Genomic DNA, 16,384 nt, shown 5'->3' on the forward strand with positions numbered 1-16,384 from the left:
GCAAGAGCAATGATAATGGCCATTAGTGCGACGCAACGGCCGCGCATGTTTCGGTTTGCACTGGGCGCGGGGTCGCTATGCCTGCTTCTGGTACTGAAGTGGCTGGATTGGCATTACCCCTTGCCGGCGCCTTATCCGGATGGGCCGGCAACCGTTGTAACATCCCGCGATGGACAGCAGTTGCGGTCATTTAGTGATGCCCGAGGTGTGCATCGCTATCAGATTGCGGTATCGGACGTCGACCCTTTTTATCTGGCTGCATTACTGAATTACGAAGACCGCTGGTTTTATTATCACCCCGGTGTGAACCCGTTCGCCCTTTGCAGAGCATTGTGGCAATGGCTGGCACATGGCCGAGTTATCTCCGGCGGCTCCACACTGACCATGCAGGTAGCCAGACTGCTGGACCCACACAAACGTTCCGTTACAGGAAAGTTGAAACAAATCGCCAGAGCACTGCAACTGGAATGGCACTACAGCAAGTCCGAAATCCTGACTTTGTATCTCAATCTGGCACCCTTTGGCGGCAATATAGAAGGCGTCGAAGCTGCATCACGGCGTTATTTTAATAAGTCCGCACACTCCTTATCGATTAATCAGTCTGCCTTGCTGGTCGTGTTGCCACAAAAACCTTCATATCATCGTCCAGATAGATATCCAGAGCGTGCCAAAGCGATGAGAAACAAAGTACTCAGACGCCTGGCCGACAGTCAACTGCTGGCGCCCGAACAACTCACCCTGCTGAGCCAAGAAGCGGTGCGATTGGAGCAAACTATGCAGCCACCACTGGCACCGCTGTTAAGCCGCAGACTTAAGCGTCAACACCCTGGCCAGCATGTGATCCGCACAACGCTGGATTACACTTTACAACAACGCCTCAGTCAATTACTGGCAAATACCAAACACAGATTAACCGACAAGAGCTCGGCAGCTGCACTAATCGTGCATAACCAGCGCGCCGAAATACTGGCTTACCAGGGCTCCGTAGATTTTAGCGATGATAGTCGTTTTGCCCATGTCGATATGATCCGTGCAATACGCTCGCCCGGCTCGACACTTAAACCTTTTATCTATGGGCTGGGCTTAGATCTTGGCCTGATCCACAGCCAGAGCCTGATGAGCGATATACCAAGTAACTTCGATGGCTATAAACCACAAAATTTAACAGGCCGCTTTAGTGGTGCCGTCAGTGTTACCAAGGCGCTGCAACACTCCCTCAATGTCCCAGCCATTCAGCTATTACACCGGATGGGTGCCGAGCGCTTTGAACATCAGTTGCGCAATGCGCAGGTTCAATTGCATCATCAGGATGCCAACCTGGCTGTCGGGCTTGGTGGCACCGGCATAGAATTAATGCAACTTGCCCGCTTATACCGTTCGCTGGCAAGTCAAGGCAAAGTACAAGACTTGTCGCTTATTTCACATAGCCCAGGTTATCCTCGTCCTGACTTTTCGCTCCTCTCTCCTGCGGCAAGCTGGATCACCTTTGATATGCTGAGCCAACTTTCTGCACCGGATCGGGTTGTCCCCAGTAACCGGCGTAAAATAGCCTGGAAAACCGGGACAAGTTATGGCTATCGGGATTTCTGGTCGGTCGGTGTCAGCCCCGACTACACTGTGGCCGTTTGGGTGGGCCGGCCCGATGCAAGCCCCGTGGTTGGATATCTGGGCGCTACGCGCGCCGCACCGCTGATGTTTGATGTATTCGACTTACTGCCCCAGGACACCCGCAACCTAACCCAGCCAGATCAGGTCAGGTCTGTGCAGATCTGCTGGCCAGGAGGTCGTGCCAGCGTTAATACGCCTGCTGATTCATGTCACAAACAGCTACAGGCATACACACTCAACGGCATGACACCACCAACCATGACCAGTGAAGGAAATTTCGTTACAGAGTCTCAGTGGCCAGCAGAGCTTGCTACCTGGCTGGCATCCAATAATGCTCCCCTTTTACCAAACAAAGACACCCAGCTGCGCATCACTCAGCCACGCAATGGTCAGCATTATTACAGGGAACAAGTATCAGAACTGAGGTTAGTTGTATCGGGCGCAGAGAGTGCATCATCAGATGCCGTGCGTTGGTACATCAATCATGTCCCTCACAGCAATGCAACTTTGTCATTATCAGATTATCAGGGAGATGTCGTGATCACTGCATGTCTGGCAGAGCACTGTGACCAGCAGCATATTGTAATACATCCCTGATGTTTGCCGGTCACTTCATCGCAGTTTTAAGATAGTTCACTACTGTATTTAAATCGACCAGACGCTGCTGCGCCTCTTCTTTGCTGATCCCCTGGATAGCTTCGTAATCGTCAAGAAAAATGGCACTATCATAATCGCCCGTAGAAGCATTTTTGACATACACCAGCACATAGCAATACCGCAGAATAGAATCCAGATACCGGAAAAACTCAATGTCATCAGCACTGAGGTCGGGCTTTACACCGCCACCTAGCCGGTTAATAAACACCTGTTTAACATAAACACTCAGCTCACCCTGAGTGTATTTAACAACACCGTAACAGCCATTGTTATTTATTGATTCAGAGCAGATATCTGCAGCTGGTAGTAAGCCAGACTGATGCATAACTTCATTCCTGATAACATTAGTTTCATATAATGTTAGAACAAAATTACAAAATAACTATAAATTGACATGAATAACCCCCAAAAGAGTGTCTGATAACTCTTTTGGGGAAATTTTATCGATTTTAGGTTCTCATTATGATGCCTGGTCTCTCCAGGGTTATCAGACACTGCGCGTTGCCAATGCCGGAGAGACTCGCGCTGCCATCCAGGCAGGTTGACAGACAGCCAGCTGCCCTACAATCAGGATGACACCAGCAACCTGCAGCAGATAGACAACCGGCACCGGCGCCATATCAAAGTGGTTAACTAACTGTACATTCGCAAGCAATGCACAGATCACACCGACCACAATACCCACAGATGTCACAATGGCGTTCTCAGCCATGCAATAACGCAATATGTCTGCCCGGCTGGCCCCCAATGCTCTGCGGGTACCAATCTGCTTACGACGTTTAACCACAGTAAACCTAGCCTGCCCGAATATACCCAGCAAAGTCAAAAGTACCAGCCCGACAATCACCCAATACAGCGTCTTAATTGCAGCCGTTTCCGATTTGAACTTATCCGCTCGGATCTGCTGATAATCCATCATTTTATCCAAATGCCGCCCCGGAGTTTTCATCAACTCTTTGACTACCTGTTGTTTTGCCTGTTCCAGCTCTCCAGGTCTCGAGCGAATCAACATTTTATAGTTGCTACTGATATGTCGTAACGGGATCAATACCGTATTGGCATGGGAATACCAGCCAGGCCAGACGGACTTCAGGTCTTTAACGACCCCTTTGACAATAAAAGGCTCATAATTGAGGTAAACGGTAGTTCCCAGGATCGCGCGCCAATCATCTGGGTAGTAAAGCTCTGCGAACCCTTTGGATACTACCGCTTGTGTTGCATCAGCGCTAAAATCTATCGAATCCTGGACTTCTCCCTCGCTTGGCCCTTCTCCGGCTATCAGCTCTAACCCCATAGTCGCAATGGCATGTTCATCTCCGGTGAAATAACCCGTATAGATATTCATATCTTCTTCGGTGGGCCCTAATCCCGTCGGTGCATAACTTCCCCAGTCGCTAAGTGGAAATGAATTCATCACAGTAACATTTTCAACACTGGGAAGAGCACGAACATCACGTAAGTCCTGCTTAACCAGTGCGATCATTTCCTCTGCCTCACTACTTTGTACGTTAGTGTGTAGTGTAAAAATCACCTCTTCATCCAGACCACTTGGCTCAATCAGCAGCGCTTCCTTCTGAATAATCAGGTACACGGCATTAACCAAAATAGTAAAGGTTACGGCGATTTGTAAAATCAGTAACAATGGTGCTGATTTAGAACGCCACAGAGTACTCAAAATCGGTTTTAAATCTTTCATATGACGACTCCTATAGACTCTTCAATTGAGCCGAAGGCTGGATCTGAGCAGCCCTGTAGATAGGCCATAATCCAAACACCGTGCTGCTAATCACTGCCAACACCACTGTCATGATCACCAATGGGAAAGTCATCTGCATCAAGCCCTCTGGTAAATGAGCAAAAATATCGGCGGTTACACGCAAGCCAAGCTGAGCCAATGCCAGGCCCAAAAAGCCTCCTAAGGTACCGATAAGCACTGTCTCACAGCCAAATTGCATAGCGATGTGTTGCTTACTGGCGCCGACCGCTCTGCGTAGCCCCACTTCTGCCCCTTTGCCATAAAACTTGATGAGCATCAGGCCCATACAGTTCAGTAAGCAAGCCACCAAAAACGCGAAGGCCAGCCAAACCGCAATAAAGTCGTCTTCCTCTACGATCTTGTCTTCTTTAAGCGATTCCTTGATGTCAAAAACCTTGCTCAGGTTTTCGCGAGCAAAACGCCCTGACTCTTTTTGTTGCTCCACATAGGCATTAATGTGGTCCATGTAATCGCTGCGTTGTGCCGCTGACGACAACTCCACCCAGTAACGGATCCAGACACATTCAGAAGCCAGAAACGTCTCCAGCGAACTGTCATCAAGTGGCGCCCAACATTGCCAACTCATTTCGCCTTTTGATAATAAGTTATTGTTTATCTGAAACTGGAATGGGGTGAATATAGGAAAAGGCAGGCTGTGAGCGTGCTGACGTCCATGAAAAACCTGAGGAAGCGGCGACCAGCTGTCGAGCACCCCAACGATCCGAGCCAGGTGTTTACCGATTAAGATATGCTGACCTACGGAGTTGGCGCCGGAAAATAGTCGATCGTTTGTTTGCTTATCTAACACCACCAGTGCCGCCCCTTCTTTGTCTTCTGTATCAGACCAAGGCGAACCATACTGGAAAGGGACATTGAACATTGCAAAAAAGTCATTGTTGACTGAATTGACGCGCAGCATTTTTGCTTCTTTCTCTGTCTGAGATTCGCCACGTACCATATTCTTATACATAACCACAGCGGTTTGTCGTTGTCCTTTCGCTTCTGCCAGCAGATTCATCGTATCCATGTAAGTCATCATAGGTGGGATCACTTCCTCCCCCCTGGCTATCTGGTAGGCTTTATCCGGACTCCAACTACTTAAACGAACTGAGAAAGTGCGTTCACTTTTCTCGGGTAACGGATCCTTCGCCATCATAATACTGACGGTAGAGGTGATCATGGTAGCCGCAATGCCCATTGCGATTGTGCCTATCATGAGAGAGCTTAACAAAGGTGTTTTTTTAAGACTTATCCAGGCAAGCTTGAAATAGTAACCTATTAACATGCCAACCTCCTGCTGACATGCCGGTAAGGAGCTGTAAAGGGTACAAACAATTCCCATTGCATATAATGAAGTAACATACTTATTCCTTTATTATTATTTAGTATTTCCTTTGATCAGGGGTCACACCATGTGACCCCTGATTTAAACACTACGTGTTGCCAGTGCAGGCGAAACATGTGCGGCCTGCCAGGCAGGCTGGATCACAGCAAGCTGGCCTGCCGATAGCATAATCACTGCCCCAACCAGCAGGTAGTATGCCGGAACAGGAGCTAAGCCAAAATAGCTCACCAATTGAGTGTTAACTAATACGGCACAGATCACGCCAATGGCAACCCCGACAAGCGTAACAATCAGATTTTCCATCAGATAATAACGTAATACCTGCACCCGGTTCGCGCCTAACGCACGGCGAGTGCCGATTTGTTTGCGCCGCTTAAGAATGGCAAAGCGTGCCTGACCAAATATCGCTAGCATCGTCAGCATCAGCAGCCCGATCAATACCAGCTTCAAAGTTTCCAGCTCTGCAACATCTGTGCGATAGCTTTCTTCACGGGTCTGGCTAAAAGGTTTGAGCTTGTCAATTTGCCTGCCTGGCGTCGCCAGCAACAATGCCTTCACATCAGACATTGCCTGCTCTAGCACGTCTGGTTGTGCTTTGACCATAATGCCAACCTTGTCATGAACTTCGAACGTTGGAGACAACACTACATGATCGAACAGCCGCCAAAAACTCCAAACAGCTTTGAGATTATCCACCACTCCAATCACCTGTTGCGGCTCATTCTGAACATACAGAGTTTTGCCCAACACATCTCGCCAGTTGTCTGGGTGCAATGTCTGCGCGAGTGCTCTGGAAACCACCACTTTTCCACCAGAGTGTGCGCCAAAATAGGAGTGGGAGACATCACTTTGTTCAAACCATTGCCCTGCGATGAGTTCCAGATCCAGCGTATCGCGACTATCGAAATTACTGCCATAATAACCGCTTGCGGTGAGCTTATCCTCATCTGCTGGTCCATAACCAATATCGACAGACCGTCCAAACCCGCTCATAGGGACTGATGTCACAGGAATGGCATTGTCTACCGTTCCCAGGCCCTTGATATCTCTTATAACCTGCTCAAATTCAGCTGCCCTGGCGTCGCCCTTTTCCTGCAGATTAATAAACAACGAAAACACCTGAGACTCGTTGAGGCCGCTGGGTGCCGTCACTTTATCGTGCTTTTGTGAAACCATATAAACGGCATTAACAAATATCGTAAAGGTCACAGCTATTTGTAATATCAACAGCAAAGGAGATGTCTTGCTGCGCCATATCGTTTTAAGAATCACGGTAAAATCTTTCATGATCCGCTCCTACAAACTCTTAAGTTGGCTAGAGGGCTGGATCTGAGCGGCTCGATAAATCGGCCACAGTCCAAACAGAATACAGCTCACAACAGACAACCCAAGTGTCATGAGCATAATCCGTAAATCCATTTGCATAATGGTGGCATTAAGATAAGTGAATATTTGCTGTACCAGTTGCAGTCCCAGCTGCGCAAACAGCAGACCCAACACACCTCCAAACAAACCTATCAGGAAAGCTTCACATAAAAATTGCCAGCAAATATCATGACGACTGGCACCAACCGCTCGCCTGAGCCCTATTTCACTCCCTTTGCCATAAAACTTAGTCATCATCAGACTCATACAATTAAGTAAGCAGGCCAGTAAGAATGCAAATGCCAGCCACACAGCCATATCATTTTCGTTACTGAGGACTTTTGCCCAGCGTAGATACTCGTCTATGGTAAATAATCGGCTGAGATTTTCTCTGGCAAAACGACCCGCCTGTTTTTGCTGTTCAACATAGGCGTTAATGAAGTCCATATACTGTGCTCTGTCTGCGCTCGACTCCAGCTCAACCCAATAAAACAGCCACACACAATCTGACGCCATAAAGTCGCTGAACGCAACATCTTCAATATCCTGCCAGCACGCCCAGGTCACATCATTGCGAGAGAAAATCTCCTGATTTATTTGATATTCAAGTGGCGCAAAAATTGACTCAGGATCGCGGTAGGCATGAGAAGACAAGTAGTAGAATTTCGGAATGGGGAACCAGTCGTCCATCACCCCGACAACTTGCATCAGAGAGTCACCCAAAACGATGTGGCGACCTACAGAGTTAGCACCGCCGAACAGCTCTTCATTCAATGCTTTCGTGATAACAACAACCTGATTCCCTGCACTATCATCCTGTTCAGTCCAGGCGCCACCGTATAAGAAAGGCACATCGAACATCGTAAAAAAGTCGTTGTGGGTAGTACGTATCATCCGCATCTGTGCATCGCGGTGAGTTTGCTCCTCAGCACGACTCATCATTTTAAACAGGCCAAGTGCCGACTCGCGATGCGCCTTACCGGCGGCTTTGAGATTTTTCGCATCCCGATAAGAGACCATTTCTGGAATTTCTTCCTGACCATCGGCCGTACGGTAAGGCTGATCAGGACCCCAGACACTTAACTGTACGGTGAAAACGCGGTCGCTTTTACCAGGTAAAGGGTCTTTGGTTTTCATGTAACTGACGGTGTAGGTCACCATCGCAGCGGCAATACCTAACGCGATCGTGCTCACCATAAGCACACTCAATAAAGGTGTCTTACGTAAGCTGAGCCAGGCCAGCTTAAAATAGTAAGTTAGCATATGTAGTCCTAAGCAATCGCTTGCTCTGGGGCACGACGCTCGCTCAATACACCATCTTTGATCTCAATGATCCGCTGTGCCTGACTGGCCTGTTCAGTGTCGTGCGTCACCATTAAAATACTGGTACCTTTGGCATTGATGTCTTTAAGCAAAGACATGATGCCATCCGCCATCTTAGAATCCAGGTTACCGGTTGGTTCATCCGCTAACAAGAATGCCGGGCTGCCCGCAAGTGCACGCGCAATAGCAACACGCTGCTGTTGTCCACCAGATAGTTGCTGTGGGTAATGGTCTTTGCGACTCGCCAGACCGACCTGTTGCAGCGCATCCATCACCCGCTGCTTACGCTCACTGGCGCTAAAGCTGCGATAGCGCAGTGGCATTTCCACGTTGTCAAACAAGTTGAGTTCAGGGATTAGATTAAACCCTTGAAAAATAAAACCTATCTTTTCATTTCGTAAGCGTGATTTTTGCTTATCTGACAGACCCGTTACGTCTTTACCGTCTAGCGTGTACTGACCTTCACAATAGTCTTCAAGTAGCCCCGCAATATTTAGAAAGGTTGTTTTACCTGAACCAGACGGGCCGATCACAGCTACAAACTCGCCTTGCTTTACTTCCAGGTCAAATGGTTGCAGCGCCTGAGTTTTTACCGTATCCGTGTAATAAGCTTTCGCCAGCTTTGACATTTTAAGCATAAAATTTCCTTATGGTTTGTCTTTATTCTTATTGGTGAGAAGCAAGAATGCACCTCACTTCGACAGACACGTACAGGGAATATCTGCCCCCGTGTACCGTGCTGGCAGCTTTGCGGGCTAATGTCTAAAATAAAGTCCGTATACAGCTGACCAACGAACTCAAGAAGGTACACAAAAAACCATCTAAAGTCACGTTTTTTAACGTTCCATTAAACTAATAAGTCACGTTGATTTATCTACTACATTTGTTCTAGGTACTTGAAAATAATAATTAAGAAAGAACTTTAGCGCTTTAATTTGTTAACAGAAAAACAGATTTTATCGGCCAACTAGAAAATTTATTTAACCTATATTTTGATTTGTCTAAGCGAGGGAAATATGAACAACATGATTGAGCCATTTTTACATTATCTGAACCAGCTGCAGGCAATTATGCAGCGCGAAGACATAACCGAAGACTTACTGGCTCAGCGACTGTGCCCTGATATGTTCCCACTACATCAGCAGGTGTCCACGGCAGCCGCATTGTCACTGCGATGCTGCTGTCCTTTATTTAATAAAGAAGTAACCAACTTTAAGCGCCCGACGGTCAGTGTGAACAATCTACTGGAGGAACTGGATGACACCATAGAGTACCTGACGAATTTACACAACAATCCCTGGGAGTCAATGCCCGCCAGCATCACCTTTGTTGCAGGGTTTGCTAATCACACACTGGAACCTGACAAGTATTTTCAGTTTTACGCCTGGCCTAACTTTTTGTTCCACTGTTCGATGGCCTATGCGATCCTCCGTACGGCAGGGTTACCATTGAGCAAAGGGGACTTTGATGGTTTTCATCGCTATCCACCGGGGTTTTCATTTCCATCTTAAAGTCCTGATGCAATCGGCCGATAACCGTTTAACTTTAAGTAACAAGGACAAGGTTATTTATGAAGCTTCACTTTCACAGCGATGCAAGTAAGGCTGCGATTACCAGTCAAAGTCGCCCCCCGCAAAGCTCGCAAGAAATTCCTGAGCAAATACAGAACCAGGTGCTCTCAGCCAGTACACCCGATGACACTCCACTTAACGACGCTCAATTCACGATACTGCAGTCCGTGCAGGGTAATGACTTTGCCTCTGTATTTACTTACCCAAGGCCACATACACAACTGCCAGACTATATCGGTTTCAAACGCTTTCATATTACCAGTCAGGAAATGACTAAGAATGAGCATGGCCAGCTGAGTACTCAATATGCCTATGGCGACCTGACTGACAAAGACGATATCAATGCCTTTTTAGCCCAGCTTGATCGCCTGCCACCCGAACAAAGAAATAAGCTCGAACATATCAAGCCCAGTAAATCGCTTTTATCCCTGGCTGAGCGACTGGACGACGATGCACTCTCCCAGCTTGCAGATATTTTGATAGACGCAGGTAATACCTCGATATTTGCACTAGAGAAACGAAGCCACGTACCCGACGAGCTTGTTGAGGCCCTTTCGAGCCTGCCCGATGATATTCTTTACGACACCTTGCAGACATTCGCCAGTCTGGCTGAACAAGGTGACACCTATCAGGCACCCACCTCACCTGTGGGTGTAGATGAGAAAGGCCGTGAACGCATTCTGATGACATCATCTGACCGGGATAAATACTGGCAGTATGAGCTGGCTCAGCCTCCGGAGAATCTGCAATTGTTACACAGCTATACAGACTTACTCATTAGTGGAAAATTTAAAGGAGATGACCTGAGCACCCTAAACACGCACTTGCAGGAAAGTACCTTCTCACAGAGTCGTGGCATACTGGATATGGCAAACGTTATAAAACCCTTTGAGAAACACAGTATGCTGGCCATGCTGAACGAAGCAGACAAAGAAAGCGAGAACAACGTTTTCGCTTATTTAAGTCAACAAGTTGACCTGTCTGCGCACCGCCAATACTACCAGACGGAAAAAAATGATGTGGTTGTACAACAGGATCTGCCCCCCGGCGAATCCGACCGCGGGCGTCTTTACTCCGATATTCTCACCGCATACGACGAATATGGGCTGGGATGGATCAATGATGCACTGGAACATACAGCGGGTACACCACCACAAATACAACAACAGCTCTGGGGGCAATTACTTGATGACGCAGAACACTATAATGAGCAGTTTGTGCGTTCCGATGCATTAGAAAGCTGGGCCAGCTTTGCAATCCCCCCTTGTTACAGGCATTTCATGACAGGCAAATTGACGACATTCGCGATTACAATAGTGAACGTATACTACCCGATTACCTTGGAAACCTAACCTTCTTAGGTGGAATGAAGCATGCCACAGATCAGCCCAGCACCAGTCAGGTTGACTCTCAAATAATGCCTGAAAACTAATCTGCGAGCCTGCCGGCAGATAACGCCGGCTCCCCCAAGCTTACTCTTCCCTCACAGTCTAATAGTTGCAGCCAAATCTGATTAGGATATGATACCGGCACTTTAGCTGCGCTCATCAAACTAATAATTCAAAGAGCATCTTATATGAACAAAGCATTTTTCACATTGGTACTGCTGTTTTCGATCCTGACTTCTCAGGCTTGGGCTTCAACCTTTAAACTGGACAGGCACCGGGTAGTTCTTGATCAGGAAACTCGCCGTGGTGAGTTACGCATATACAATACCTCAGACAGCCTGCAGAGTTACCGGGTTTCACTGATAGATATGAAAATGGATGCAACGGGTTCCCTGAAAATTGCCGAGCAATATCAATTCTCAGCCAAACCCTATCTGCGTGTAGGCCCCAGAGTTGCCAAAGACGTATTACCCAAACAGTTTCAAAAAATCCGCCTGATGAAAAAAGGCAAAATCCCTGACGGTGAGTTTCGTGCCCACCTGATGGTTGAAGCGCTCAGCGCCAGTTCATCACAACCACAAAATGGTGCCGTTACAGTACGAGCCAATTACAAAGTGATTATTCCTGTTTTTATCAAGAATACGTCATCCAGTACAGAACTGACTTTCGGTGCCGTGGCCTTCAGCAAAGACACCAAAAATATGCTCGTCAGCTTGCATAAACAGGGTCCAGGCCATACCAGCGCAAATTTGGTTGTGATGGAAGGCGAAGAGGAGCTTTTTCGTATCAACCAGTTCAGCTTATATCCCGAGTTAAGCCAGCGTGATATGTCTCTTCCGCTTGAATATCAGTCCCTGATCGACAAAAAAACTGACATTACGTCTGGAAGATGTTGAATCTAAAGAACTCCTGAAGGAGCAAACCGTCACTATTTCTGAGCAAATGCTGAAATAATGATAGCCAGTTTGTTGACCAGTTTTGCTCTGTTATCGACGACCGCTCAGGAAGTCGATACTTTGACATATCTGAAGCAACAGCAACAAAATCAGACTCTTTCCACCGGGATCAGCATCAATTTATTGACACCTCTAACCTTCCCACCACTTAAACAGACCCCGCAACCTGGGAAGGCGCCACCTGTAAGGCGAATGGGCGAAAAAATAATAAAACAGTTAAAAAGTCACTTTGCCCGGGTTTAAGAGGCTATAAAGCTGAATTCGAAATCACTGGCCAGCCCAGGAGTTACGTGGACATAGAAGTATATGGAAACGAAACAAAGCAGGGTTTAACCTTTACAGTACAAAACAAATCAGGAGGCTTTAATAAGCGCGTAAGAAAAAAAATCAGGAGTTGGCACGTTTAGTGCAGGAGGTATTGTAACACTCAGTAACGCCTATGAAACAGGCAGCGGGGAGTACGCTTTCAGCTACACAGTTACTGCGGTATACCAATAATAATTAAGGAAATAAACAATGCTAAAAAAAACCTCCAGCGCAATCGCACTATTAGCTATGAGTTTTGGTTCTGTGGCAGCAACTTATCAGGTTGATGTTAATCTGGTCGTGGAACGTGCACCAATCCAAATCGAGCAAACAACGCCAATGAGTTTCCCGGAGCTACTGGTAAACGAAGCATCTAAAAATGGTGACGGCTGTTATGCGGTAGAAACGCCCTTTTCTAATCCTACTGCTTCAGCGTTATGTAACGATCCTAATGTAGGTGGTAAGCAAGGTGTCTTCACCGTACGAGGTACCCCTCGTGCAATTGTGAGCTACTCATATTCTGCGCCTGACCAAATTCAGGACGGGCTGAGATTTGCTCTGACACCTTTCTCTTCAGCAGTTCAGCTGAGTGCAGGTGGTGAGGCGTCAGTCTCACTGGCAGCTGTGGTAATGCTTGAAGACAAAGATATTGCCATCAACGCACCTGGTACCAAAACATTTACTTATGATTTTGTTGCGGCTTACCAGTAAGATCCCCATCTTTTTCTAAAGGTCCGGCCCTGCCGGGCCTTTTGCATGCAGTATCTTTATCTCTTTTCCTTATTGTGCTTTTCCTCCTTGGTCTACTCTCGGGAAGTAGGCGATGTCGCCGATTTTATCTTCGCTGATCTGTATATTGATAAGCAAATCTTTCCTGAGGGCACTGAGCTCATTACCCCGGATTATGACCATTACTTTATATCACAGGCCAACCTGAACACCGTGCTGGACAGTGAGTTAACCATCGATTTTTCAGGTAAAAAAGTGTCTGGTCAGTTATGGGGAGAAACCGTAAACTTCTCCGTCGATGAGGAAAGCCTAGTCACTCTGGATGGTGAGCCTCATATCAGGACAGATCAGCTAAGCCAGCTCAATATAGCGTCAACCTTCAATGCCCGAACTCAGGTACTCATTGTTGACACACAACAACGACACCCTAAGTCCCTGGAAAAAAAGCGCGAAGAGCGCAAACTCATCCTGACAGCCATGAATAAGAAACGTGCCAACCAGGTGGTGTTAAAAGACCAGTATCAGTGGTACACGGCCCCCTATGTCGATGTCCAGCTGTCAGCTTCACAGAGTAAGCACAATACAAACTCAACCGCCTATGTGACAATAAATCAGGACTTAGCACATCACCAGGCGAACATTGTCCTGACCGAATCCAATCAGGATCAGCTCAACGGCAAATTACTGCTCACACGAGAACTTTCCGATAAGATTGAATATCAGGTTGGTGACTTGCAGGGGATTTCAGGTGTGTTACTTGATAGCAGTGGCGGCGGCCTGGGTGTTCAGTACGGGGCACAGCACAGTGCAGCTGGCAAGCCGCTGATTATTGAAGGTCACGCAGAGCCCGGTAGTGATGTAGAATTGTACCGTAACGACGCATTATTTGATTTAGTACGTGTCAATGACGATGGCCAGTATCGCTTTCGCCCGCTGCAAATTTATAACTCAGACCACAGCTATCATCTAATGGTCCAGCATCCCGACGGACGGCGTGAACGTCGAGAGATCATGACGCAAGCTAAGTCGGGTTATAGCGCCGGACAGTGGTATCCAACTCTGACCGCCTATACAACAAATGCTTCTGTGCTGAGAAAAACACGCTTTAATCCCGAAGAGAAGTACATCAACCCGCAGTTTAACTATGTCCTGACCGATCAGGATGAGCTCAATTTTGGCAAAGAGTGGCTGCAAAACTTGCGACAAAAAAAGTCATTGTATTATCTCGGCTGGGAACGTATTGGGCTTCCGGGCAGGGCAAAATGGCATGTCAAAGCAGGTAAAGACGAACACGGGTATTATGACTTTAAGTGGCTCAAGCCAGTTAGTGAAATACACAACGTCAGCCTGTCTGCACAAAAAGGCGTTGGCATTTTTGGCTCAGAAAAGATCAACACAGTAAGCTATGAACTCAACCACTCCGACTGGCAGGCAAGCTCCTCGTTTGGTCTCAGCCGGATAAACAAAGTGCAGTTCAAATCTTTGGATACTTATCTCAGCTATCGTTCAGAGTCCGGCAGCCTCGCCGGCAGCTTCGGCCACATTGAAGGCGGCAATTCCAGAGAACAAAGCTATTCACTGATAGGCAGTTTGAGCGGCAACTGGGGCAGAGCCAGACTCAACTGGAATAAAACCCAAGGGCTGTTTGAGCTGAACACGCTCGCTTTAAGCTACGCCCATCAGTTTGCCGGCTACTATGGTACCTTGCAGCTGAGACGGTCATTATCTGAGCGCCGTAATGTCTCATCACTGACCCTGTCAAAAACCTTTGATAGTCTCGCTATCAGCGCCAATGCCGCCTATCACGAAGCCAGTGGCTGGCAGTTTGGTCTGTCATGTTCATTTTCATTCTATGGTCCCAGCCCATTGAACACCATGACCAGCCAGAGCGCCCGGCACAACAGTGCACTGAAAATTCGTGCATTCTATGACAGAAACAGCAACCAACGCTTTGACACCTCTGAGCCCTACCTGCCTCATGTCACCATTATGCATAATGGCAGTGAAGCCGACATGCTGGAACAGGGAGATGAAAAAACCTTGTTATATCTGCCAGGCAACCGCCCGGCCACCTTAGAGATAGAACACAACGAAATGGATGCACTCTACCTGCAACCTGAGTTTGGCCTGATTGAAGCTAACCTGCACCCAGGGGCAAACCAGACACTCGACATCCCCTTTCACCTGCAGTTTGAGGCCGAGGGCCTGATCATACTGATGAATAAAAATGGCGAAGAGGCCGATATCAGTGGCCGGATCCCGATTGCACTGACCCGCCTGACAAGTGGCGAAAAAACCGTGCTTTACACTGAGCCGGATGGTTTTTTCTTTTTTGATAAGCTCAAACAAGGGACGTACCATCTGGAAATCTCTCCAGACTATATCAAGGATAAAGCACTTACCTGCGATCCTTGTCAGTTATCATTTACATTGAACGAACAGAGTGAGCAACTAGTGGTGTTGGATGACTTGAGGCTTATTCCGAATGACATTGTTGACCCAGTCCACTAGCGCTTTCGCCAACTAAACTGACGACGATATGCGGTGGGCGTCATGCCCGTCTGCGCTTTAAAAAACTGGTTAAAATATACTGTACTGCTAAAGCCACATTGTTGAGCTATCACACTAATAGGACTATGTTTCGTCGCCAGCAAATGCTGAGCTCGCTGACGTCGCTGTAACGCACAATACTGTGAAAACGAACAGCCAAGCTCATTTTGAAACCAGCGTTTTAAGGTTGCTGTGCTGACATTAACATGGCTTGCACATTCAGCCAGACTTGGTTGCTCAGCGACTCGGTTGGCGATAAATGCCTGCACACTGGCCAGACGGTCACTGTTACGCGAACAGCCAGATTGAAACCCTGTTGCCGGGCTAGTCTGCAGTTCATCCAGGATCTCACACAATAAAGTTAGCCGACGCAACGGACTTGCAGCGTGAAGCGCCAAACAAGATTCACGGACACGTTCCGCAGTCTCTCGATTAAACACCAGGCCACTTTCAATGCCATCCAGCCAGTGCTGCATTGCTGCCAGCTCAGGGATCCTGCCTCCCAGTAAAGCCTTTGGCCACAACACCACGACTACCAGCTCTGCTGTCTCATGGGGTACCTGGCAATCCCAGGTATGAGATACGCCCGGTGCGATCAGGGCCAGATCTATGTCAGCAAACTCATGGATCGCCTCGCCAATAAATCCACGACCTCGGGCACCCAGTGTAAGGATCAATTCGAAGCAGTCATGCTGATGCCACTCAAACAAAACCCCCTGCTCTGCAATATGTTTCACCCGTACGGACTGATTCAGTGCAAAACGCACAGGGGCAGGTTTACCAGTATTCAACGCCAAATTTAAGCCAATATTTAAATATTTTGAGCCAAT

General features: G+C 47.6%; 13 protein-coding genes. 6 read left to right on the forward strand and 7 right to left on the reverse strand.

The genetic code is table 11. The features are described from left to right. The first annotated feature begins 15 nt into the window (after positions 1–15). Positions 16–2,205: a penicillin-binding protein 1C gene (gene pbpC / locus ELR70_RS20380; RefSeq protein WP_235577094.1), complete on the forward strand. Its 2,190-nt coding sequence runs from the start codon at positions 16–18 to the stop codon at positions 2,203–2,205. A 10-nt stretch (positions 2,206–2,215) separates the two neighbouring features. On the opposite strand, the gene ELR70_RS20385 is transcribed toward pbpC, so the two are convergent. From ELR70_RS20385 to ELR70_RS20410, 6 genes are all read right to left on the reverse strand, one after another. Then, positions 2,216–2,590: a hypothetical protein gene (locus ELR70_RS20385; protein ID WP_054015513.1), complete on the reverse strand. Its 375-nt coding sequence runs from the start codon at positions 2,588–2,590 to the stop codon at positions 2,216–2,218. 162 nt (positions 2,591–2,752) lie between these two features. Beyond that, positions 2,753–3,961: an FtsX-like permease family protein gene (locus ELR70_RS20390; protein ID WP_054015514.1), complete on the reverse strand. Its 1,209-nt coding sequence runs from the start codon at positions 3,959–3,961 to the stop codon at positions 2,753–2,755. Between the two features lie 10 nt (positions 3,962–3,971). Then, positions 3,972–5,306: an ABC transporter permease gene (locus ELR70_RS20395; protein ID WP_054015515.1), complete on the reverse strand. Its 1,335-nt coding sequence runs from the start codon at positions 5,304–5,306 to the stop codon at positions 3,972–3,974. 141 nt (positions 5,307–5,447) lie between these two features. Then, complete coding sequence (locus tag ELR70_RS20400) at positions 5,448–6,653, reverse strand: FtsX-like permease family protein (protein ID WP_054015516.1); 1,206 nt, start codon at positions 6,651–6,653, stop codon at positions 5,448–5,450. Positions 6,654–6,662: 9 nt separating this feature from the next. Then, positions 6,663–7,994: an ABC transporter permease gene (locus ELR70_RS20405; protein ID WP_054015517.1), complete on the reverse strand. Its 1,332-nt coding sequence runs from the start codon at positions 7,992–7,994 to the stop codon at positions 6,663–6,665. Positions 7,995–8,002: 8 nt separating this feature from the next. After that, positions 8,003–8,692: an ABC transporter ATP-binding protein gene (locus ELR70_RS20410; RefSeq protein WP_054015518.1), complete on the reverse strand. Its 690-nt coding sequence runs from the start codon at positions 8,690–8,692 to the stop codon at positions 8,003–8,005. Positions 8,693–9,070: 378 nt separating this feature from the next. Here ELR70_RS20410 and ELR70_RS20415 point away from each other — a divergent pair, with 378 nt between their 5' ends. From ELR70_RS20415 to ELR70_RS20435, 5 genes are all read left to right on the forward strand, one after another. Beyond that, positions 9,071–9,565, forward strand: a complete 495-nt coding sequence (locus tag ELR70_RS20415) for a DUF1993 family protein (RefSeq protein WP_054015519.1) — start codon at positions 9,071–9,073, stop codon at positions 9,563–9,565. A 59-nt stretch (positions 9,566–9,624) separates the two neighbouring features. Then, positions 9,625–10,977 (forward strand): hypothetical protein, encoded by a 1,353-nt coding sequence (locus ELR70_RS20420; protein WP_128064695.1) that lies wholly within the window; start codon positions 9,625–9,627, stop codon positions 10,975–10,977. A gap of 224 nt (positions 10,978–11,201) precedes the next feature. Then, complete coding sequence (locus ELR70_RS20425; RefSeq protein WP_128064696.1) at positions 11,202–11,909, forward strand: hypothetical protein; 708 nt, start codon at positions 11,202–11,204, stop codon at positions 11,907–11,909. A gap of 576 nt (positions 11,910–12,485) precedes the next feature. Then, entirely contained in the window at positions 12,486–12,986 is a 501-nt protein-coding gene (locus ELR70_RS20430) for a hypothetical protein (RefSeq protein ID WP_054015523.1), read from the forward strand. Between the two features lie 45 nt (positions 12,987–13,031). Next, entirely contained in the window at positions 13,032–15,515 is a 2,484-nt protein-coding gene (locus tag ELR70_RS20435; RefSeq protein WP_054015524.1) for a hypothetical protein, read from the forward strand. Here ELR70_RS20435 and ELR70_RS20440 read toward each other — a convergent pair. After that, positions 15,512–16,351: an AraC family transcriptional regulator gene (locus ELR70_RS20440; protein ID WP_054015525.1), complete on the reverse strand. Its 840-nt coding sequence runs from the start codon at positions 16,349–16,351 to the stop codon at positions 15,512–15,514. The two genes, ELR70_RS20435 and ELR70_RS20440, sit on opposite strands and share 4 nt — an antisense overlap. Between the last annotated feature and the right edge of the window lie 33 nt (positions 16,352–16,384).

It is taken from the genome of Pseudoalteromonas sp. R3, assembly GCF_004014715.1.
Taxonomy (GTDB): Bacteria; Pseudomonadota; Gammaproteobacteria; order Enterobacterales; family Alteromonadaceae; genus Pseudoalteromonas.

What these genes read in the sequence shown, in the direction of transcription:
- ELR70_RS20405 (WP_054015517.1), bottom strand. Translation starts at nt 7,994, where the DNA reads ATGCTAACTTACTATTTTAAGCTGGCCTGGCTCAGCTTACGTAAGACA.
- ELR70_RS20435 (WP_054015524.1), top strand. Translation starts at nt 13,032, where the DNA reads ATGCAGTATCTTTATCTCTTTTCCTTATTGTGCTTTTCCTCCTTGGTC.
- ELR70_RS20395 (WP_054015515.1), bottom strand. Translation starts at nt 5,306, where the DNA reads ATGTTAATAGGTTACTATTTCAAGCTTGCCTGGATAAGTCTTAAAAAA.
- ELR70_RS20390 (WP_054015514.1), bottom strand. Translation starts at nt 3,961, where the DNA reads ATGAAAGATTTAAAACCGATTTTGAGTACTCTGTGGCGTTCTAAATCA.
- ELR70_RS20420 (WP_128064695.1), top strand. Translation starts at nt 9,625, where the DNA reads ATGAAGCTTCACTTTCACAGCGATGCAAGTAAGGCTGCGATTACCAGT.
- ELR70_RS20425 (WP_128064696.1), top strand. Translation starts at nt 11,202, where the DNA reads ATGAACAAAGCATTTTTCACATTGGTACTGCTGTTTTCGATCCTGACT.
- ELR70_RS20400 (WP_054015516.1), bottom strand. Translation starts at nt 6,653, where the DNA reads ATGAAAGATTTTACCGTGATTCTTAAAACGATATGGCGCAGCAAGACA.
- ELR70_RS20415 (WP_054015519.1), top strand. Translation starts at nt 9,071, where the DNA reads ATGAACAACATGATTGAGCCATTTTTACATTATCTGAACCAGCTGCAG.
- ELR70_RS20430 (WP_054015523.1), top strand. Translation starts at nt 12,486, where the DNA reads ATGCTAAAAAAAACCTCCAGCGCAATCGCACTATTAGCTATGAGTTTT.
- pbpC (WP_235577094.1), top strand. Translation starts at nt 16, where the DNA reads ATGGCCATTAGTGCGACGCAACGGCCGCGCATGTTTCGGTTTGCACTG.
- ELR70_RS20385 (WP_054015513.1), bottom strand. Translation starts at nt 2,590, where the DNA reads ATGCATCAGTCTGGCTTACTACCAGCTGCAGATATCTGCTCTGAATCA.
- ELR70_RS20410 (WP_054015518.1), bottom strand. Translation starts at nt 8,692, where the DNA reads ATGCTTAAAATGTCAAAGCTGGCGAAAGCTTATTACACGGATACGGTA.